Origin of the sequence: Marinobacter adhaerens HP15 (assembly GCF_000166295.1) — a bacterium.
In the GTDB taxonomy this organism is placed as follows: domain Bacteria; phylum Pseudomonadota; class Gammaproteobacteria; order Pseudomonadales; family Oleiphilaceae; genus Marinobacter; species Marinobacter adhaerens.
In genome coordinates this window covers 1896207-1916586 of record NC_017506.1, presented here as the reverse complement: position 1 = coordinate 1916586, position 20380 = coordinate 1896207, and the positions used below count along the sequence as shown (strand labels likewise).

General features: G+C 58.1%; 15 protein-coding genes and 1 pseudogene. 8 read left to right on the top strand and 8 right to left on the bottom strand.

What is annotated here, in order from left to right; genetic code table 11:
• The first annotated feature begins 2 nt into the window (after window positions 1-2).
• The 5 genes and pseudogenes from HP15_RS22870 to cobA form a co-directional block, all read left to right on the top strand.
• Window positions 3-2585 (top strand): DNA translocase FtsK, encoded by a 2583-nt coding sequence (locus tag HP15_RS22870; RefSeq protein ID WP_014577180.1) that lies wholly within the window; start codon window positions 3-5, stop codon window positions 2583-2585.
• A gap of 12 nt (window positions 2586-2597) precedes the next feature.
• On the top strand, window positions 2598-3245 hold the full coding sequence (gene lolA / locus HP15_RS09055) for an outer membrane lipoprotein chaperone LolA (RefSeq protein WP_014577179.1): 648 nt from the start codon (window positions 2598-2600) through the stop codon (window positions 3243-3245).
• Window positions 3245-4582, top strand: coding sequence for a replication-associated recombination protein A (locus HP15_RS09050; protein WP_014577178.1), 1338 nt, complete (start codon window positions 3245-3247; stop codon window positions 4580-4582). The genes lolA and HP15_RS09050 overlap by 1 nt, the downstream gene beginning before the upstream one ends.
• Window positions 4583-4669: 87 nt before the next feature.
• Window positions 4670-5944, top strand: coding sequence for a serine--tRNA ligase (gene serS / locus HP15_RS09045; RefSeq protein WP_014577177.1), 1275 nt, complete (start codon window positions 4670-4672; stop codon window positions 5942-5944).
• Window positions 5857-6798: pseudogene (cobA, locus tag HP15_RS09040) on the top strand (uroporphyrinogen-III C-methyltransferase); the annotation flags it as partial. The gene serS and the pseudogene cobA, both read left to right, overlap by 88 nt.
• Window positions 6799-6825: 27 nt before the next feature.
• Here cobA and HP15_RS09035 read toward each other — a convergent pair.
• The gene (locus HP15_RS09035; RefSeq protein ID WP_008171726.1) at window positions 6826-7902 is read right to left on the bottom strand and encodes a 3-deoxy-7-phosphoheptulonate synthase; all 1077 of its coding nucleotides are present in this window, start codon (window positions 7900-7902) and stop codon (window positions 6826-6828) included.
• A 175-nt stretch (window positions 7903-8077) separates the two neighbouring features.
• Here HP15_RS09035 and HP15_RS09030 point away from each other — a divergent pair, with 175 nt between their 5' ends.
• Both HP15_RS09030 and HP15_RS09025 read left to right on the top strand, forming a co-directional pair.
• Window positions 8078-9901: a DUF1631 family protein gene (locus HP15_RS09030; protein WP_041645232.1), complete on the top strand. Its 1824-nt coding sequence runs from the start codon at window positions 8078-8080 to the stop codon at window positions 9899-9901.
• A gap of 25 nt (window positions 9902-9926) precedes the next feature.
• Complete coding sequence (locus HP15_RS09025) at window positions 9927-10331, top strand: PilZ domain-containing protein (protein WP_041645231.1); 405 nt, start codon at window positions 9927-9929, stop codon at window positions 10329-10331.
• A 71-nt stretch (window positions 10332-10402) separates the two neighbouring features.
• Here HP15_RS09025 and HP15_RS09020 read toward each other — a convergent pair whose 3' ends face one another.
• The 7 genes from HP15_RS09020 to gloB form a co-directional block, all read right to left on the bottom strand.
• Window positions 10403-11188, bottom strand: coding sequence for an enoyl-ACP reductase FabI (locus HP15_RS09020; protein WP_008171720.1), 786 nt, complete (start codon window positions 11186-11188; stop codon window positions 10403-10405).
• Between the two features lie 65 nt (window positions 11189-11253).
• Window positions 11254-12858: an ABC transporter ATP-binding protein gene (locus HP15_RS09015; RefSeq protein ID WP_014577173.1), complete on the bottom strand. Its 1605-nt coding sequence runs from the start codon at window positions 12856-12858 to the stop codon at window positions 11254-11256.
• Between the two features lies 1 nt (window position 12859).
• A complete protein-coding gene (locus HP15_RS09010) occupies window positions 12860-13888 on the bottom strand; it encodes an ABC transporter permease (RefSeq protein ID WP_014577172.1) in 1029 nt (342 codons plus the stop codon).
• The gene (locus tag HP15_RS09005; protein WP_008171714.1) at window positions 13885-14970 is read right to left on the bottom strand and encodes a microcin C ABC transporter permease YejB; all 1086 of its coding nucleotides are present in this window, start codon (window positions 14968-14970) and stop codon (window positions 13885-13887) included. The genes HP15_RS09010 and HP15_RS09005 overlap by 4 nt, the downstream gene beginning before the upstream one ends.
• A gap of 15 nt (window positions 14971-14985) precedes the next feature.
• Window positions 14986-16809 (bottom strand): extracellular solute-binding protein, encoded by a 1824-nt coding sequence (locus HP15_RS09000; RefSeq protein ID WP_014577171.1) that lies wholly within the window; start codon window positions 16807-16809, stop codon window positions 14986-14988.
• Window positions 16810-16821: 12 nt separating this feature from the next.
• Entirely contained in the window at window positions 16822-18522 is a 1701-nt protein-coding gene (locus HP15_RS08995) for a LysM peptidoglycan-binding domain-containing protein (RefSeq protein ID WP_014577170.1), read from the bottom strand.
• Window positions 18523-18690: 168 nt separating this feature from the next.
• On the bottom strand, window positions 18691-19485 hold the full coding sequence (gene gloB / locus HP15_RS08990) for a hydroxyacylglutathione hydrolase (protein ID WP_014577169.1): 795 nt from the start codon (window positions 19483-19485) through the stop codon (window positions 18691-18693).
• A 96-nt stretch (window positions 19486-19581) separates the two neighbouring features.
• On the opposite strand from gloB, the gene HP15_RS08985 reads away from it, so the two are divergent.
• Entirely contained in the window at window positions 19582-20376 is a 795-nt protein-coding gene (locus HP15_RS08985) for a class I SAM-dependent methyltransferase (RefSeq protein WP_014577168.1), read from the top strand.
• Window positions 20377-20380 lie beyond the last annotated feature (4 nt).

Genomic DNA, 20380 nt, shown 5'->3' with positions numbered 1-20380 from the left:
TCATGGCCGAATCTGCAAAAGCGAAGAAAGCACCACAGGAACTGACAGAGAAGCAGCAGCGCTTTCGCCGGCTGGCCGCCCAGGGCGCTCGCGAAGGCGCCGTCATCGCGCTTATTGCCCTTTGCATTTACCTTTCCATGGCACTGGTTACCTTTAGCCCGTCAGATCCGGGCTGGGCCAGTATCGGTCATGACACCAGCGTGCAGAATTATGCGGGCCGCACTGGTGCCTGGCTCGCCAGCCTGTTCATGGATTTCTTCGGCCACGTTGCCTATCTGTTCCCGGTCATGATTGCGGGCTACGCGTTGATGCTCATCCGTCGGCGTAACGATTCCCTGGATCTGCACTGGCCACTCTTCATGATGCGCTTCGGTGGCTTCTTGCTGATTCTTCTCTCGGCAACCAGTCTGTTGTCACTGTATTCCGTGTTTGGTCTCGGGGCGTCCTCGGGCGGTGTCCTTGGAACGGCTGTTGCCGACGCTATGGTGCGGTTTTTCAACCTGCCGGCAACAACCCTGTTGCTGATTGCCATTTTCCTGTTCGCGTTAACGGTTACTACCGGTCTCTCCTGGTTCTGGCTGATGGATCAGGTGGGCGGTTTGACTCTCAGAACGGGCCTTGCCATCAAAGGCCTTTTCAAAGGCAAGCCCAAGTCGGAAAAGCCAGAGCCTAAAGCAGAACCGAAAGCTGAGCCACCGGTGGTCAAGGACCGTGTGCCGGCCATGGACAGCAAACGGCAAAAAGCAGATGCCGACAAACCACGCTGGTGGCAACGGATTCCCGGCTTTGGGCCGAAAAAGCCAAAAGCCCCGAAGCCCGCGTCGAAGCCAGAAACCAGTCGAAAAGAGCCCGCGTTGGATGGTCTCTCTGCCGAAGTTGACCCGGAACCTGCAAGGCTCGAAAGCTTCAGTTCACGGGATGAGGCTCCTGTTGCTAACGGGAAACCCGCCAAACCCGAGGCATCTCCTCAGTCTGCCGGACGGTCGCTGAAGATTTCGCCCTTCAAGAAGGACGAACAGCCGACCCAGTCCAAAGACAAGGGCAACAAGCAGCCTTCATTGCTGGAAGATATTGAAAGCCCGATTCCGCCGATTTCTCTTCTGGACCCGCCGGAGGAGCATAAGGAAAGAGGCTACTCCGAAGAATCTCTGGAACATATGTCACGGCTGCTAGAGGAAAAGCTGGGGGATTTCGGGGTATCCGTTGAAGTAGTCGAGGTCAATCCCGGCCCGGTCATTACCCGGTTCGAGATCAAGCCGGCTCCAGGTGTGAAGGTCAGCAAGATTTCCAACCTCGCAAAGGACCTGGCCCGCTCACTGGCGGTACTGAGCGTTCGGGTAGTCGAGGTGATTCCTGGCAAGTCTGTGGTCGGTATCGAGATTCCCAACGAAGAACGGGAAATGGTCCGGCTCAGTGAAGTGCTTGGCGCGCGGGTGTTTCAGGAGTCGAACTCACCGCTGACCCTGGCACTGGGTAACGACATTGGCGGCAACCCGATGGTTGCCAATCTCTCCAAAATGCCGCACCTGCTGGTGGCGGGGACCACCGGTTCCGGTAAATCGGTCGGCGTCAATGCCATGCTGCTCAGCATGCTGCTGAAGGCAGGCCCGGAAGAGGTCCGCTTTATCATGGTGGACCCCAAGATGCTTGAACTGAGCATCTACGACGGCATTCCGCACCTGCTGGCTCCGGTGGTCACCGACATGAAGGAGGCGGCCAACGCACTACGCTGGTGTGTCGCTGAAATGGAACGCCGGTACAAGCTCATGGCCAGCCTCGGGGTCCGTAACCTCGCGGGCTACAACCGCAAGATCAAAGACGCCAGGGCCGCCGGCGAACCATTACTGGATCCGTTCTGGAAGCCGGACGAGTACCTGGCCAACGACGAGCAGGAGCGCCCCGAGCTGGACACTCTTCCCTTCATCGTGGTGGTGATTGATGAATTCGCCGACATGATGATGATCGTCGGCAAGAAAGTTGAGGAACTGATTGCCCGGATCGCGCAGAAGGCGCGGGCGGCCGGTATTCACTTGATCCTTGCCACCCAGCGGCCATCGGTGGATGTAATCACCGGCCTGATCAAGGCCAACATTCCGACCCGGATGTCGTTCCAGGTTTCGTCCAAGATTGATTCACGCACGGTGCTGGATCAGGGCGGCGCCGAGCAGCTCCTGGGGCATGGTGACATGCTTTACCTGCCACCGGGTTCGGGCCTGCCGGTTCGGGTGCATGGGGCTTTTGTGGATGACGACGAAGTCCATCGCGTGGTGAGTGCCTGGAAAGCCCGGGGCGAGCCCGTGTATGTGGACGATGTTCTCAATGGCGCCGAAGGCGAGAGCCTGCCGGGCGTTCCCAACCTCTCGGAAGGAGGCGGGGATAGTGAAGGGGATGCCCTTTACGACGAGGCCGTTGCCTTCGTCACGGAAGGGCGCCGTGTTTCGATTTCCTCGGTACAGCGAAAATTCAAGATCGGGTACAACCGGGCAGCGAACCTGGTTGATGCCATGGAAGCATCCGGCGTGGTAAGCGCCGCTGGCCACAATGGGGCTCGTGAAGTTCTGGCTCCGCCGCCACCCAGAGATTAGGAGTTACAAGCAATGGGACAATCTTTTTTGAAATGCCTGGTCACCCTGGTCATGGCGGTGTTAATTGCCGGCCCTCTGAGTGCGAGTGAGGGCAGCGATAGCGCGAACGAGTTGGCCTCGTTGCTGAAGGGCTACGAGTCCTACCAGGCAGACTTTATCCAGATTGTTGTTAACGAGAATGGCAACAAGGTTCAGGAAACCCGTGGCTCCCTGAAGGCCAAGCGCCCCGGGCTGTTCTACTGGGAGACCAGTGCGCCACTGTCGCAGTTTATTGTCAGTGATGGCGAAACCGTGGAGGTTTACGATCCGGACCTGGAACAGGTCACGATCCACAATCTCGACGATCGAGTGCAATCCACACCCGCGCTTTTGCTGAGCGGTGAGGTGGATAATCTGGAGGATACCTACAGGGTGTCCGGTCGCCAGATTGGCGACAACACCCTTGAATTCACTCTGCAACCAAGAAGTCCGGACTCCCTTTTTACGTCCCTCAGGCTGACGTTCTTCAAGGGTGAGCTCCAGGAGATGCGTATGCAGGATTCCCTGGCACAGCTCAGCGTCCTGAGTTTCGACCGGATCAGGCTGAACGAACCGGTTGAAGCGGGTGCGTTCACCCTCGACTATCCGGAGGGTGTGGATATTATCCGGGACGGGGCCTGATGCAGGACAGTCTGTTCGCGGAATCCGCGGGCTTTCGGCCGCTGGCCGCGAGAATGCGGCCGGCAAGCCTGAATGACTATGTGGGCCAGGCTCATCTGGTCGGGCCCGGCAAACCGCTGCGGCGCGCTGTTGAGCAGGGCCAGCTTCACTCGATGATCCTCTGGGGCCCTCCCGGAGTCGGTAAAACCACCTTCGCCCAACTACTGGCCAATGTCGGCGATCTCAGTTTCGAGACGGTTTCGGCCGTACTGAGCGGTGTGAAAGAGATCCGGGCCGTTGTTGAGCGGGCACGTAATCGCAAGCAGTCACAGGGTCGGGACACACTGTTGTTCGTGGATGAAGTTCACCGCTTCAACAAAAGCCAGCAGGACGCGTTTCTCCCCCACATTGAAGACGGTACTTTCATCTTCGTGGGTGCGACCACTGAGAATCCCTCTTTTGAGCTGAACAGTGCGTTGCTTTCCAGAACACGTGTCTACGTGCTCAAGAACCTTGAGGAAGAGGACATCCTTCAGTTGCTACGCCGCGCGCTGACAGTTGATGAAGGATTTGGTGGACGCCTGCGAGTTGATGAAGACGTGCTGACCCTGATGGCGGCCGCGTCTGGTGGCGATGCCCGCCGTGCTCTCAATATCCTGGAAGTGGCGGCTGACCTGGCAGAGCCGGATGAGGCCGGCACGGATCGGGTAACGGCGGATCAGCTTGAGCAGGTCATGCAGACCAGCCTCCGCCGGTTCGACAAGGGCGGTGACGTATTCTACGACCAGATCTCAGCGTTGCATAAATCCGTTCGCGGATCAGATCCGGACGGCTCGCTGTATTGGCTGTGCCGGATGCTGGATGGCGGCTGTGATCCTCTCTATGTCGCCCGGCGTCTGGTGCGAATTGCCAGTGAAGACATTGGTAACGCCGATACCCGTGCTCTGCAACTCAGCATGGAAGCCTGGGACGCTCAGGAGCGGTTGGGATCTCCGGAAGGGGAGCTGGCACTGGCCCAGGCAGTGACCTACCTGGCCATGGCGCCCAAGAGCAATGCAGTTTACAACGCCTTCAACAAATGCATGGCGGACATCCGGCAGGATCCGGACTACGAAGTCCCGGTACATTTGCGCAATGCGCCCACCAAGCTGATGAAGAGCATGGGCCACGGAGATACCTATCGGTACGCACATGACGAACCGGAGGCCTTCGCCGCCGGCGAGTCCTATCTGCCTGAGGCGATCCACCAGCGCCGATACTACGAACCCGTGAATCGTGGGCTGGAGATCAAGCTGGCGGAGAAACGCCAGCGCCTGGATTCCCGCAACGCTGAAAGCCCCCGCAAACGCTATACCTGAGCCTCCTGCTGCGGTAGCCACGAGCGCCAGTGCAGGTATAATGGCCAGTCATTCAAAACATCGCTAACCGGAAGATTCAGGATAATCATGCTCGATCCCAAACGTGTCCGCACCCAGACAGAAGAGATCGCCCGTCGGCTGACCATCAAGAATTTCGAATTCGATACCGCCACCTTCGAGCAGCTTGAGGAACGCCGCCGCGCCCTTCAGGTAAGCACGGAAAACCTGCAGAGCGAGCAGAACAAACGGTCCAAATCAATCGGGAAAGCCAAGGCAGCCGGTGAGGACATCCAGCCGCTGCTGGATGAGGTGGAAGATCTGAAGAAAAAGAGATCCGAAGCTGAAGACGAGCTCCGTTCGCTACAGGAGGAGCTCAACGGGTTCCTGGCCGGAATCCCGAACCTTCCGGACGAAGATGTGCCTGCTGGTGAGAGCGAAGACGACAACGTCGAGATTCGAACCTGGGGCACGCCCAAGACCTTTGATTTCGAGCCCAAAGATCACGTTGCCCTTGGGGAGGGTCTGAAAGGCCTGGACTTCGAGACCGCGACCCGCCTGGCCCACTCGCGGTTTGCTGTCATGCGAGGGCCGGTCGCACGGCTGCACAGGGCTCTGGCCCAGTTCATGCTGGATTTGCACACTCGCGAACATGGCTACCTGGAGACCTACGTACCTTACCTCGTGAATGCTGATAGCCTCTATGGCACGGGCCAGTTGCCCAAGTTTGAGGAGGATCTGTTCAAAACCGAGGGCGAACACCCGCTTTATCTGATTCCAACCGCGGAAGTACCTGCCACCAATCTGGTCTCAGATTCCATCCTTGATGCCGCAGAGTTGCCACTGCAGATGGTCTGTCATACGCCGTGTTTCCGCAGTGAGGCCGGCTCCTACGGCCGGGATACCCGGGGCATGATCCGTCAGCATCAGTTCGATAAGGTTGAACTCGTGCATGTCGTTCGTCCCGCCGATTCCGATGCCGCCCTGGAGGCGCTCACTGGGCACGCGGAAAAGGTTCTGCAAATGCTGGAGCTGCCTTATCGCGTCGTTGTATTGTGTGGTGGCGATATGGGCTTTTCGGCGGCCAAGACCTACGATCTGGAAGTCTGGTTGCCGGGACAGGACAAGTTCCGCGAAATTTCATCCTGCTCCAACACACGTGATTTCCAGGCACGCCGCATGCATGCGCGTTGGCGTAACCCGGAAACCGGTAAGCCGGAACCTGTGCATACGCTGAACGGTTCAGGTCTTGCGGTTGGCCGTGCGCTGATTGCGGTTATGGAGAATTACCAGCAGGCAGACGGCAGCATTGTGGTTCCGGAGGTTCTCAGGCCGTACATGGGAGGCGTCGACATAATCCAATGAGTGATCAGCAACAAAGTGCGCCAGGGAAGGGCGTTGGTGCAACCCCTGCACCGGTAAGGTACAGGGTAAACCCGGTGACCTCGAACCCGAACACATCAGCGGGCGAAGTGGCCCTCGTCGGGGCCGGGCCGGGCGACCCTGAACTGCTGACACTCAAAGCCTGGAGGCTGATTACGTCCGCCGAAGTGGTGCTTTACGATCGCCTGGTGTCGCCGGAAATACTGGCCATGATTCCAGACACTGCCGAGATGATTCATGTGGGGAAGCAGCGGGCTAACCACACCTTGCCTCAGGACCAGATCAATCAACGATTGGTGGATCTGGCCAGGCAGGGTCGGAAGGTGGTCCGTCTCAAGGGCGGAGACCCGTTTATCTTCGGGCGCGGGGGCGAAGAAATTGAAACTCTGGCCGACGCCGGCGTACGCTTTCAGGTGGTGCCGGGTATAACCGCCGCTTCCGGCTGCGCGGCCTACGCCGGAATCCCGCTCACACATCGGGATTATGCCCAGTCAGTCCGGTTCGTGACTGGCCATCTCAAGAACGATACCTGCGATCTTCCTTGGCGAGACTTTGTTCAGAACAACCAGACCCTGGTGTTTTATATGGGGCTCGTGGGTTTGCCGATCATCTGCCGGCAACTGGTTGCGCATGGCATGTCTCACGATATGCCCGTTGCGCTGGTTTCCAAGGGAACCACAAGGGATCAGCGTGTGGTCATAGGTAACCTCTGTAATATTGTCGAAAGGGTAGACGCTGAAGCTGTTCAGCCGCCGACGCTGGTCATCATCGGCCATGTGGTGGCGCTCAGGGAGAGGCTGGACTGGATAGGTGGGGTAATAAAAACGGGGAGCTGAGGCTCCCCGTTTGGTATCCGGCTCCGATCAGCCGATCTTGCGCTTGGGAAGTACGTCTTTCAGCTTGTCGCGCATATCCCGAATCGCCTTTTCCGTGGTCGGCCAGTCAATGCAGGCGTCTGTCACAGAGACACCGTACTTCAGATCCGCCAGGTTCTCGGGGATCGACTGGTTACCCCAATTGATGTTGCTTTCCACCATCAGGCTCTGGATCGAGGTGTTACCTTCGAGGATCTGGTGGGTGACATCCTGCATGACCAGCGGCTGAATGGCCGGATCCTTGCTGGAGTTGGCATGGCTGCAGTCAATCATCATCGACTTGCGCAGGCCTGCTTTATCCAGCGCCTGTTCGCAGAGGGCGACGCTCACCGAATCGTAGTTGGGTTTGCCACCGCCACCACGCAGAACAACGTGGCCGTAGTTATTGCCCTTGGTGCGGATAATCGCCACCTGCCCCTGCTGGTCGATGCCCAGGAAACTGTGCGGGTGAGACACGGACTTCATGGCGTTCACCGCGACGTCCAGGCTGCCGTCGGTGCCGTTCTTGAAACCGATCGCCATGGACAGGCCACTGCTCATCTCTCGGTGAGTCTGTGACTCGGTAGTACGGGCGCCGATGGCGGACCAGGCAATGGTGTCCTGCAGGTACTGCGGGGAGATCGGATCCAGCGCTTCGGTGGCTGCGGGCAGGCCAAGCTCGTTGATATCCAGCAGCAGACGACGACCGATGTGAAGGCCCTGCTCAATATCAAAGGTGTCGTTCAGGTGCGGATCGTTGATGAGACCTTTCCAGCCGACGGTTGTGCGAGGCTTCTCGAAATAGACACGCATAACGATCAGCAGCGTATCGCTGACTTCATCGGCAAGCTTCTTCAGGCGCGCGGCGTAATCTCTCGCAGCTTCAACATCGTGAATGGAGCAGGGGCCCACCACGACGAATAGCCGGTGGTCCTTGCCATCCATGATGTCATAGATCGCCTGGCGGCCCTTTGAGACGGTTTCTGCGGCCTTGTCGGAGAGCGGCATCTCCTTCTTCAGCGCTTCAGGAGTGATCAGTGCTTCCTGGCTCGCCACATTCAGATTCTCTAGTTTGTTGCCCGACATGTTGTTCTGCTTCCCCGATTCTGATCGTTGCAGCCCTGGTGGACGATAGAATATGCCAACAGGGTTGCAGATTAACGCGAATAGCGCCGGTGCACGGTTGCGGTAAACCCCGGCGAGTTGGTTATACTGCGTTATTTACAGGGCCTTTTCAACGCTTCTTAAGTACGGGGAACGGATGTCGCAAAACAGGCAGAGACCGAAGAATGTGCCTTCCGTTGCAGCGGTTTCAGGCAAGATTGACGATGTCCTGGCCGGCATTCGTGTTCCTGACCTTCCATACCCGGCTGGCAAGCTCGAACCAGACGCCGTCAGCGACTGGCGCCCACTGCTGGTTTCCTGCTGGTCAGAACAGCGTGACGAGCGGGTTACCCATGTTATCCGCTCTGTTCATCTGGAGTGGTCAGCCCGACAGGTGAACGCCGCCTATGTGGCTGACCGCATCATGGACGTGTTCCTGAAGACAAGCGGCCTGCATCCGAGCCTCGCCCGCCGGGTGGCAAGGCTGCGCTTCTATCTTGCCTGGCGCATGAATCTGGAGGGCAAGAAAGCCTTCAGCAAGGCGCTACTGGAGTGGCTGGACAGCCTTCAGGAGTGGCGCGGCTGGAGTGATTCCGGAGGCCGTTCCGCCAAGGTTCTGATGGATCAGCTGGATTCGCTGGTTATCGCCGTTTCCGCAAGTTTTGAATCCGGCAAGACGGAACCGGTGAACGAATTCTGTCATCGCTGGCAGGAAGACGCCGGGAAGAGGAATACCCAGGTTGGAAAGCTCCGCCAACGGCTGCTGGAAACCGAGCAGGGCGCTGCAAAGCAGCGCAAGGCAGAGCAGTCTTCCCGGGCATTGATCGGTCGGGCTCTCCAGGGGCGCAAGCTGCCGCTTCCGATTGTCCGCTTTGTACTTGATCACTGGCAGGGTCTGCTGAAACAGTCGATCTGGGATTCCGGTCTCGACGGAGAGAACCTGCGACATGGCAGCAAGTTGCTGGAATGGCTGGTCTGGATTGGTGATCCGTCGCTTTCCGACAAGGACCGTAACCGGCTCTATCACGTGGGCGAACAGATCGGCGATCGCATCCTTGATGTCTGGAAACGGGTTTTTAATGAATCACTGCCTGCGGAGTCCCTGTCCGGGATCGAATCCGCTATGGTTTCCAGGCTGAGAGGAGAGGCGCCGGATCTTGTGGAGGCTCTGCCGGCGGCGGGGAGCTTCCACTGGGACAGCACCTGGCTCAGCTTCGAAGTGCCCGCGGCAGAAGCTTTTGAACCGTATGAGGGGCAATGGTTTGTCGAGGGCGAGGGTGTCGGAGAGCAGCGCCGTTACTTCTATGCGTTCTTGCCGGAATCGGCAGAAATCCTCTGGACCAACGGCGCCGGCGTGAAACTGGGGCTGCAGACCTGGGGCGAGTTTCAGAGGGCCCTTGAGCAGGAGCAGATCCGGCCATTGCCGCAGCTCACGCCGTTCGGAACGGTGTTGGCAGAAACCGTGGAACTGCTCGCCCGGGTCTGCGAGAAGCAGCGTCGGCAGAGGGAACAGGCGGCGGAAGCTGCCAGGCTGCGCGCCGAGGAATTGAGGCGGGAAAAAGAAGCCGCGGAAGAACGGCGCAGAGCTGAGGAAGCGGAGCGTGAAGCCGAGCTTGAGCGCCAGCGGCAAGCCGATGAAGAGCAACGACTCGCCGATGAACAGGCTGAAAAGGAACGGATCCGGAAGGAAAGAACACTGCTGGCCGAGAAACAGGTGGATGCTATCAAGCTTGGTGGCTGGATTGTCGTTGAACCCGATGAAACGTCTGATGAACCTGCCCGTCTGAAACTGGCCGTGCGCATCAATGCGTCGAGAAAGCTCGTGTTTGTGGACCGTCTGGGCCTGAACAGGCGCGAATTTCTAGAGGACGCCCTGGTTGAGGGGATTGTCGAAGGACGCATCCGGGTTCTGGGAACCTCCGCGGAATTCGACGACACCCTTAGCAGGGTAGTCGGGCGGATTCGTGTTGGCCGCAACTGATATTGCCGAAGCAGGAAAAACAACAATGACAGATAATGACTATAGCTTTGGAACCCGGAATGAGCCGCCCGTTGGTCAGGACAATCGGGCAGATTACCGTCTTACGGCGCGAGCCAGGGCAATACTCGAGCTTGAGTCCGGCTTGCCGGAAGAAACCGGAGCCGAGGAGCGGGGCCTTGTCTGCGGTATTCGTGATATTTCGGCCAGTGGCCTTTGCCTGACAGCTGACGAACCCCTTTCCCTGGGGGCCCTGCTGCCGGCGAGCGTATTTCTTGGTAACCATGCCCAGCCTTTCGGTCTGATGGTCGAAGTGGTCTGGTGTCGACCCAACGAGTCGAGCTTTCTGGTGGGGGCGCGAATCATCGAGTCTGACGAAACCGCATACGTCGAGTGGGTGGAGGCCGTGGCCTCGGCGATGGCCCAGGATTGACTCTTGTCCGTGCAATCCAACGAAAAGAGCCGGCATAGCGCCGGCTCTTTTACGTTCGGGAAGGCTGAGACTTACTCTTCCAGTTCACCCATTCCGGTAATGTTGAAGCCACCGTCCACGTACATGATCTCGCCGGTAATACCGGAGGACATATCAGAGCCGAGGAATGCGGCAGCATTACCAACTTCGTCGATGGTGACGTTTCGCCTCAGCGGCGCACGCCTGGCATTTTCGGCCAGCATCTTACGGAAGCTCTTGATGCCAGAGGCGGCCAGGGTCTTGATCGGACCCGCGGAAATGCCATTCACCCGAATGCCGTCCCGGCCCAGGCTGGCGGCCATGTAGCGAACATTGGCTTCCAGGGAAGCCTTGGCCAGGCCCATCACATTGTAGTTCTGCAGAACCTTCTCGGCGCCGAGGTAGCTCAGGGTAATCAGCGAGCTGCCTTCATGCATCATGCCGCGGGCACCCTTGGCCAGCGCGACAAAGCTGTAGGAGCTGATATCGTGGGCAATGCGGAAGCCATCACGGGTGGTCACGTCGACGTAGTTGCCGTCCAGCTCGTGTCCAGGCGCATAGCCGACAGCATGCACAATGATGTCGATGTTGTCCCAGTGCTTGCCCAGCTCTTTGAAGACGTTTTCAATTTCTTCGTCGCTTGCGACATCGCAGGGGAAAGTCAGCTTGCTTCCCCATTGTTCGGCGAACTTCTCAACCCGTGGCTGAAGTTTTTCATTCTGGTAGGTAAACGCCAGTTCGGCACCCTCGCGGGCGAAGGCCTCGGCGATACCGTAAGCAATGGACAGTTTGCTGGCTACGCCAACGATCAGTGCTTTCTTGCCACTGAGGATTCCCATGGGTCGTTCTCCCTGTGTTCCTGATTTGCGAGCATTATCCCTGAGTGCTCTGGTCGGGGTAACGCTCAAATAGTCGTAGTTGGTTTCTGGTAAAAGAACGCCGCGTTCAGCAGTTCACGGGTGTACTCCGCCTGCGGTGCAGCGAAAATCCTGGCCGCGTCACCATATTCCACGATCCGGCCATGCTGCAGCACCAGTAGCTTATGGCTCAGGGCGCGTACTACAGCCAAGTCATGGCTGATAAAGATATAGCTTAGACCATAACGGGTCTGGATAGCCCTCAACAGCTCAATGACCTGCTTCTGCACGGTGCGGTCCAGGGCGGATGTGGGTTCGTCCAGAATGATCAGGTCGGGCTGCAGCACCAGAGCCCGGGCGATGGCAATGCGTTGGCGCTGGCCGCCAGAGAATTCGTGTGGATAACGATGCCGTGCCTCCGGATCAAGGCCAACGTCGGTGAGCGCGCGAATCACTTTGCTGTCGTGTTCGGCTGCGTTTTCCGCGTCGTGGATCTCCAGCCCTTCGCGGATAATTTCGGCAATGGACATTCTGGGACTCAGGCTGCCAAACGGATCCTGAAAGACAATCTGCACGCGCCTTCGCCAGGGCCTGAAATCCTTCTGGTTAAGAAACGCCAGCTCCTCGCCCCGGAGGCGGATACTCCCGGTACTGGCGGTAAGCTTCAGCAGCGCATGGCCGATGGTGGTTTTGCCGCTGCCACTTTCCCCGACGATTCCGAGCGTTTCGCCCCGATTGAGCTGGAAATCGGCGCCCTGCACAGCGTGAAAGGATTCCTTCACCTTGCCCAGAAGGCTCTTTCGTATCGGGAAACGCACGTCCAGTCGCTCAACAGCCAGCAACGGTTCTGCACGTTTATCGAGGGGTAGGGGCGCCTCCGGGGGCTCGGCATCCAGAAGCTTTCGTGTATAGGGGTGTTGTGGGCTGGCAAACAGGGCATCGGTATCAGCCTCTTCCACGAGTTTGCCATGTTCCATGACAGCCACATGGTCGGCGTACCGCCGAACGATGGTCAGGTCATGGGTAATCAGAAGAATGGCCATACCCAGTTTCTTCTGAAGGTCCCTGAGCAATTCGAGAACCTGTTTCTGGACGGTTACATCCAGTGCCGTCGTAGGCTCGTCCGCGATAAGGAGATCGGGTTCGTTGGCGAGGGCCATGGCGATCATCACCCGCTGCTTTTGCCCCCCCGAAAGTTGGTGGGGATAGGCGCCAAGCTTGCTTTCCGGGTTCTGTATCCCCACGAGTTGCAGCAGCTCCAGACAGCGCTGTTTTGCCTGTGGCCCGCGCATTCCCTTGTGCAGTTCCAGGGTTTCGCCAATCTGCTTTTCCACGGTATGTAGAGGATTAAGGGATGTCATGGGCTCCTGGAATATCATCCCGATCTCCCGGCCGCGGATCTGGCGCATGCGCTTCTCAGTGGCGGCCAGAAGATCTTCGTCACGGTACCGGATTTGCCCGCTGGGGTAACTGGCGTGCCGTGCATCGAGGAGGCGCAGAATCGACAGTGCCGAAATGGATTTTCCGGAGCCGCTTTCGCCCACCAGTGCGAGGGTCTCGCCCTCACGGATTGCCAGTGACAGGGATTCGACGGCTGGAGGCCCGTGATCAAAACAGATCGAAAGATCGGAAATCTGAAGTAACTGGCTCATATCAGCTCTTCCTCGGATCGAAGGCATCGCGTACGGCTTCACCCACGAACACCAGCAAGGTGAGCATCAGCGACAGCGATACGAAGGCGGATATGCCCAGCCAGGGCGCATGCAGGTTGGCCTTGCCCTGGGCAATCAGTTCCCCCAACGAGGGCGAACCGGAGGGCAGGCCAAAGCCCAGGAAATCCAGGGAGGTCAGGCCGGTAATTGCCCCCGTCAGAATGAACGGGAGGAAGGTCAGCGTGGCTACCATGGCATTGGGGAGTATATGCCGGAACATGATTTTGCTGTTGTCCAGACCCAGTGCACGGGCAGCTTTGACGTATTCGAAGTTACGGGCACGCAGGAATTCCGCACGGACCACATCCACCAGCCCCATCCAGCTGAACAGCAGCATGATGCCCAGCAGCCACCAGAAGTTTGGCTGCACAATGCTCGAGAGAATGATCAGCAGATACAGTACCGGCAGGCCGGACCAGACCTCGATAAAGCGCTGGCCCAGTAGATCAATTTTGCCGCCGTAAAAGCCCTGGATGGCGCCGACCACTACGCCGACAATGCAACTGGCGATGGTCAGGGTGAGACCGAACAGAACCGAAATGCGGAAGCCATAGATCACCCGGGCTGCAACATCCCGGCCCTGATCGTCGGTCCCCAGCCAGTTCTCTGCACTCGGCGGCGCCGGTGACGGAACCTCGAGATCGTAATTGATGGTGTTGTAGCTGAACCGTATCGGTGGCCAGACCATCCATCCGTTGGCGCTTATCTCATCGGCGATAAAGGGATCGCGATAATCGGCTTCCGTGGGCAGGAAACCACCAAAGGTTTCTTCCGGCACGGATTGGACGACCGGGAAGTAGAGGTCGCCTTTGTAGGACACGACCAGCGGCGAGTCGTTGGCAATGAGCTCGGCGACCAGTGACAGGCCAAACAGGGCGAGAAAGATCCACAAAGACCAGAAGCCCCGGCGGTTTTTCCGGAAGTTCCGCAGGCGCCGCTGTTGGATCGGAGTCAGAGACCGGAAACTCACGCACCCTCCCGGCTTTCAAAATCGATCCGCGGATCGACCAGGACATAAGTAATGTCGCTGATCAGCTTCAGGATCAGGCCCATCAGGGTGAATATGTACAGGGTGCCGAAGATCACGGGATAGTCGCGGTTCAGGGCCGCCTCGAAGCCGAGCAGCCCGAGCCCGTCGAGGGAGAAGATCACTTCAATCAGCAGGGAGCCCGTAAAGAACAGAGCGACAAGGACGCCTGGCAGGCTGGCAATCACGATCAGCATGGCATTGCGAAATACGTGGCCATACAGCACTTCTTTCTGGTCCAGACCCTTGGCGCGGGCGGTTACCACGTACTGCTTTCCGATCTCATCAAGGAAGGAATTCTTGGTAAGCAGGGTCAGGGTGGCAAAACCGCCGATCACATTTGCGGTGACGGGCAACGCCAGGTGCCAGAAGTAATCCCCGATTTTCTGGTACCAGGTAAGCTCGTCGAAATTCGAAGAGGTCAGGCCCCGGAGCGGAAACCAGTCGAAATAACTGCCCCCGGCAAACAGCACGATGAGCAGTATCGCGAAGAGGAAGCCCGGAATGGCGTAGCCCACCACAATGGCTGAGCTGGTCCAGACATCGAACCTGGAGCCGTCTGTAACCGCTTTCCGGATGCCCAGGGGGATGGAAATAAAATAGATGATCAGCGTCGACCACAGCCCCAGGGAGATCGAAACGGGCATTTTATCGATTATCAGGTCGATGACGCTTTTTTCCCGGAAGAAGGAATCACCGAAGTTGAAGGTGGCGTAATCGCCAAGCATCTTGAAGAAGCGTTCGTGAGCAGGCTTGTCGAAGCCATACATGACTTCGATTTCTTTCAGAAGCTCATCGGGTATGCCGCGGGAACCACGCGTGTCGCCGGAAGAGTCGGCTACCTCTCCACCTGTTCCACCACCGGAAGCCCGGGCCAGGGCGCTGCCGCCGTGGCCTTCCATCTCCGCGATAAGCTGCTCAACGGGACCACCGGGGGCCGCCTGCACAATGACAAAGTTGAGCAGCATGATTCCGATCAGCGTGGGGATGATCAGCGCCAGACGCCTGAGTATGTAGATGCCCATTTGGCGGCGTTTTCCTCAGGGCTTCGCCCACCAGTTGTCCAGATCAATGCCGTTTTTCGGCGTCTCGGCTGGACGTTGCAGATGGTTCCAGTAGGCGACACGGTCGCTTCTCAGGTGCCAGTGAGGAATCACATAATAGTGGTGCAGCAGAACCCGGTCCAAGGCGCGAACCCGGTAAACCAGTTCCTCTCGGTTTGGCGCCTGAATGACCATGTTCACAAGCTCGTCGATCACCGGATCGCTCACGCCCATGTAATTCCGTGAGCCTTTGGCATCCACGGTGGATGAATGCCAGTATTCCCGCTGTTCATTGCCCGGGGAATCCGATTGGCCGAACACCTGGGTGATCATATCGAAATCGAATTCCCGCAGGCGCTGGATGTACTGGTTGCTGTCCACGAGGCGTACGGTCACATCGATACCGAGACGGCCGAGGTTGTTCTTGAAAGGCAGAACCACCCGCTCGAAGCTCTTCTGGAACAGCAGGATTTCGAACGCCAGTGGTTCGCCGGTTTCGCCGTGTACCATCTTGCCATCGCGGATGATATACCCGGCAGACTTGAGCAGACCCAGAGCCGTCCTCAGATTCTCGCGGAGGCCCTGCTGGCCTTCGGTGGTGGGTGGCTGGTACTCCTCGGTAAACACATCATCGGGCAACTGATCCCGGTAAGGTTCGAGTATTTCCAGTTCACGGCCGGTGGGGAGACCCGAGGAAGCGAGATCGCTGTTTTCAAAGTAGCTGTCGGTACGGGTGTACTGGTCGAAGAAGAGGTTCTTGTTGGCCCACTGGAAGTCGAAACCATAGGCCAGCGCTTCACGAACCAGCGGGTCGGAAAACACCTTTCTGCGGGTGTTGAAGGCAAAACCCTGCATGCCTGAAGGCCGGTGATGTTCGATGGCTTCCTTGATGATCGTGCCGTTTTCGAAACGCTCCCCGGTGTAGGCTGTGGCCCAGTTCTTGGCGGAAGACTCCAACCGGAAATCGAAACTGCCGGCCTTGAACGCCTCCAGCGCCACGGTGTCATCGTTGTAGTAGTCGTAGGTGATCTGATCGAAGTTGAAGCGGCCATTCCGGACGCCAAGATCCTGTGCCCAGTAATCGTCAACGCGTTCGTAAGTAATCGACCGGCCTGCTTCGAAGTCACCAATCCGGTAGGGGCCACTGCCCAACGGCGGGTTGAGGCCATTCTTGCCAAATTCTCGATCGGCCCAGTAGTGTTGGGGCAAAATGGGCATCTGGCCGAGGATCAGCGGCAGCTCCCGATTGCTGGTTTCCTTGAAGTCAAAACGTACTCGCTGAGGGCTTTCTATCGTGACTGTTTCGACGTCAGCGTAGTAGTTCCGGAAGAAGGGGTGCCCCTGGGTAGTAAGCGTGTCGAAGGAGAATTTCACATCCTCAGCGGTAATGGCTTCGCCATCGTGGAACCGCGCCTGTTCACGGATATTGAAAACCACATAGCTCCGGTCTTCGGGTGTCTCCAGGGATTCGGCAATCAGGCCGTAGGCCGAAAAGGGCTCATCGTCGGACGACTCAAGGAGTGTGTCATACAGATAGTTGCTGATGCCCGCGGCGGCAACACCCCGGATATCAAAAGGATTGAATGAGTCGAAGCCGTTGGCAACAACCGCCATTTTCAGGGTGCCGCCTTTCGGGGCTTCCGGATTCACGTAATCAAAGTGGCTAAACCCGGCGGGGTATTTGGTGTCCCCGTGCATGGCAATGCCATGGGCTGGCATTGCCTCGTCGGCGACGGAAAAGGGTGAGATAAGCGGTGTGGCAATAAGTGCCAGGGCTGATAAAAACGACGTAAGGGATGAGGCTTTCCGTGTTCTTGTCATAAGTCTCGCACGTCAGGGACTGTTTCGGATATCAACGTAGAGTACCAGACTTTGCCCGGGTTGCAGATAACGGGCGGTATTCAGATCGTTCCAGCTTGCGATGTCCCGCACATTCACGGAAAACCTGCTGGCAATCCGGGCAAGGGAGTCGCCTTTGCGCACCCGGTAGCCTACTTTCCGAACCATAGCCTTGCCACGGCCACTGTTGGCTGCCACAACCGTCGGCTGACTGGTTTTGGACCAGATGACCAGTTCCTTGCCGGGTATCAGCGGATCGCCGGGCGCCATACCGTTCCAGGCAGCAACTTCACGCACGGACACCCGGTGCTCGCGGGCAATGTCCCAGAAGGTGTCGCCCTTGCGCACCGTGTAACGAACCTTGTTACCGTCCCGCTTACGCTCCTGTTTGCGCTCAAGGCGCTGGGAGGCGCTCAGGGCGTAAGCATCGCTGCCCTTGGAAGCAGAGGGAATCATCAGGCGCTGGCCAATTCGTATCAGGTCGCTGTCCAGATTGTTGACCTGCTGCAGCACTGACGGCGTTGTGGAGAATTTGCGGGAGATCGAATTGAGACTGTCTCCGGATTTGACTTTGTAGTTGCGCCAGGACACCCGTTGATTGGCTGGAATTTCAGCCAGGGCTGCACGGAACGTCTCCGCATTCCCAACCGGAACGAGCAACCGGTGAGGTCCATCCGGCGAAGTTGCCCAGCGATTGTAGGAGGGGTTCAGGAGGTAGATCTCGTCGACATCTACCCCGGCCAGTTCTGCCGCCTGGGCAAGGTCGAGCTGGGAGCCGGTATCAACAACTTCGAAGTAGGGTTCATCCTTTAACGATGGCAGTTCGATGCCATAGGCCTCGGGATCGTCGAATATTTTCGCCAGAGCAATCAGTTTGGGGACGTAGTGTCTGGTTTCCCGGGGCAGGTGAAGAGACCAGAAGTCTGTCGGCTTGTTGGCGTTCCGGTTGCGGCGCATGGCGCTGGAAACCGTGCCGCCGCCGCTGTTGTAGGCGGCAAGGGCGAGCGTGTGGTCGCCATCAAACCGGTTTGCGAGGCGCTCGAGATAGGTCAGGGCAGCGTCGGTTGCGGCGATGACGTCACGACGGTCATCGTGCCACCAGCTTTGTGTCAGACCAAAGTACTTGCCCGTGGAGGGAATGAATTGCCAGAGGCCGGCCGCGCGCCCATGGGAGTAGGCAAACGGATCGAACGCGCTTTCAACAACGGGGAGCAGGGCATATTCAGCAGGCAGGCCCCGCTTTTCTGTCTCGTTGACGATATAGTGAAGGTAGCGACTGCCGCGTTCCACAACCCGATCAATGTAGCCGGGATGTCGGGCATACCAGTTCAACTGGTCCCGAACCCGTTCATTGTCGATATCGTGATCCAGAACAAATCCTGAACGCAGTCTTGCCCACAGATCCTGCTCAACTGCCTCCGCCTCAGCGGTTTTCTGAACCGGATTGTCGAGCTTCTCCCGGGCATCCCTGGCAGCATCCTTCAATTCCGGAGCAATAGCTTCGTCCAGCGGCTCGTCGCGGGCAGCGTCACGGTTTTCTCCGGTCTCCACAGCTTTCTTGAGCCCTTCATCGCCCGCGGCGACCGTAACTTCCTGTGTGTTCAGCGGGCTTTGCTCTCCCTGGCTGATCAGGCTGGTGCAGCCACTTGCGAGGGCTCCGGCGAAAAACAAAAACGACAATCGTCTGGCCGACATAACAGCATCCGGGTTCAGGTTGAGGCCGGATTCAGCATCTGAAACTCCGGCATATTGAACAATTTACGGTCACAATTTTGAAATGATTCTATGGGACCGATTAAAAAGGGGTCAAGAAACCTCTCGTTACGGCTCTGAGAGGATTTGTTAAGTGCGTATCACCAGGCGTCAGAAATTATCCTTGCCGTGGCGAATGGCCGCAAAAATAGCGTTATCGGAATCGGCGGGCAGGCCGCGGCTCGAGCAATAGGCCCGGGCGGAGTCCACTACCGCCGGATCATCCCACCTCAGAAACGGATTGAGCCGTTTCTCGTTCTCGAGGACTGAAGGAACCGTCGGTTTTCCTGCATCGCGGGCGGCCTGACATTCCTGCTCGAACGTCCGGAGACCTTCGTCTTCCGGCAACCAGCTGCGGGCAAAGCGCAGGTTCGCGAGGGTGTACTCGTGGGCGCAGTAAACGGCGGTCTTGCCAGGCAGCGCCCGGAGGGTCTGAAGAGACTGACGCATCTGCTCCGGTGAGCCCTCGAACAGACGTCCGCATCCACAGACAAAAAGGGTATCGCCGCAGAAGAGAACCGGCCGACCATTTACCTCGACGTCGGTGAAGTAGGCAATATGATCGAGAGTATGGCCGGGAACGCCCAGGACCTGAAAGGTGATATCTTCCCAGATCACCTCGTCACCGGGATGAACCAGGTTGGTACTGCCTTTGTAGGGCGAATCCGCGGGGCCCGTTACCCTGCAATCCGGAAAACGGGAAATCAGGTCTTTGACACCGCCGACATGGTCCGGATGATGGTGGGTCACCAGAATGGTATCCAGGGTCAGTCCGTTCTCGGCCAGATGGTCCAGGACCGGTTGGGCCTGGCCCGGGTCCACGATCAGCGCCTTGTCGCTGGCGGTGTCGGAAAGGCACCAGATATAGTTGTCACTGAAGGCGGGTATGGCGGAAATGGTCAGCATAGGGCCCCACATGTGCTTATCGAATGTGACTGATATGATAGAGCATTAAATACAAGGCCCCAACCATGGGAAAGGGCTTCCGGGAGTGGCGCATTGGTGAGTGAATCCGAGGCAGTTGATTATTCCGCCAGACATGAGAGCTTTGAGCGCTGGTTCCAGACTCCGTTGGGTCGGGCACTGTTGGCCGACCAGAGACGCTTTGTCGACGCCGAACTACAGCGTCTGACAGGCGCCAGGCAGTTGCAGGTGGGGATCAGCCATCGGCTGCCATTGGCTACCGGCACGGATTTTTCCCAGAAGATCATGACAGCGCCAAGATGGTATCCCCATATTCCGGATGGAGTCGCAATCTGCGATGCCGACGAGCTGGCCTTTCCCGGTGACTCGATGGATCTTGTCGTGCTGCATCACACGGCCGATTTCTCTCCTTACCCTCACCAGGTGATTCGCGAGGCGGCGCGCGTGCTCCGGGGAGAGGGCACGATGGCCCTGTTTGGTTTTAATCCTCTGAGCCTCTGGGGTGCGCGCAAACTGATCTCCAGGAGTAGCGAGGGCCCGTGGGGCGGTCGTTTCCTCTTGCGTGGACGCATGGAAGACTGGCTGCACTTGCTGGGCTTCAATGTTGAAGCGTCGATTACCCGGTTTTTCAGGCCACCACTGCAGCGCAGTGGTCGCAAGCCGACGAGCCGGATTGACAACCGTTTGTCCGGAAATCGACTCCTGCCAGTAGGCGCCTATTACTGTATCCTTGCCAAAAAACGCGTCCACGCCCGGTTGCCGAGGCGCCCCGTCTGGCGCCAAAGCAAGGTGATTGCTCTGCCGGGCACCGGTACCGTTGGCGCCTCCCGAGGTTGCAGCCGCAGTGGCTCGCCGATTAACAGACCGAAGTGAATCA

What these genes read in the sequence shown, in the direction of transcription:
- HP15_RS22870 (WP_014577180.1), top strand. Translation starts at nt 3, where the DNA reads ATGGCCGAATCTGCAAAAGCGAAGAAAGCACCACAGGAACTGACAGAG.
- lolA (WP_014577179.1), top strand. Translation starts at nt 2,598, where the DNA reads ATGGGACAATCTTTTTTGAAATGCCTGGTCACCCTGGTCATGGCGGTG.
- HP15_RS09050 (WP_014577178.1), top strand. Translation starts at nt 3,245, where the DNA reads ATGCAGGACAGTCTGTTCGCGGAATCCGCGGGCTTTCGGCCGCTGGCC.
- serS (WP_014577177.1), top strand. Translation starts at nt 4,670, where the DNA reads ATGCTCGATCCCAAACGTGTCCGCACCCAGACAGAAGAGATCGCCCGT.
- HP15_RS09035 (WP_008171726.1), bottom strand. Translation starts at nt 7,902, where the DNA reads ATGTCGGGCAACAAACTAGAGAATCTGAATGTGGCGAGCCAGGAAGCA.
- HP15_RS09030 (WP_041645232.1), top strand. Translation starts at nt 8,078, where the DNA reads ATGTCGCAAAACAGGCAGAGACCGAAGAATGTGCCTTCCGTTGCAGCG.
- HP15_RS09025 (WP_041645231.1), top strand. Translation starts at nt 9,927, where the DNA reads ATGACAGATAATGACTATAGCTTTGGAACCCGGAATGAGCCGCCCGTT.
- HP15_RS09020 (WP_008171720.1), bottom strand. Translation starts at nt 11,188, where the DNA reads ATGGGAATCCTCAGTGGCAAGAAAGCACTGATCGTTGGCGTAGCCAGC.
- HP15_RS09015 (WP_014577173.1), bottom strand. Translation starts at nt 12,858, where the DNA reads ATGAGCCAGTTACTTCAGATTTCCGATCTTTCGATCTGTTTTGATCAC.
- HP15_RS09005 (WP_008171714.1), bottom strand. Translation starts at nt 14,970, where the DNA reads ATGGGCATCTACATACTCAGGCGTCTGGCGCTGATCATCCCCACGCTG.
- HP15_RS09000 (WP_014577171.1), bottom strand. Translation starts at nt 16,809, where the DNA reads ATGACAAGAACACGGAAAGCCTCATCCCTTACGTCGTTTTTATCAGCC.
- HP15_RS08995 (WP_014577170.1), bottom strand. Translation starts at nt 18,522, where the DNA reads ATGTCGGCCAGACGATTGTCGTTTTTGTTTTTCGCCGGAGCCCTCGCA.
- gloB (WP_014577169.1), bottom strand. Translation starts at nt 19,485, where the DNA reads ATGCTGACCATTTCCGCCATACCCGCCTTCAGTGACAACTATATCTGG.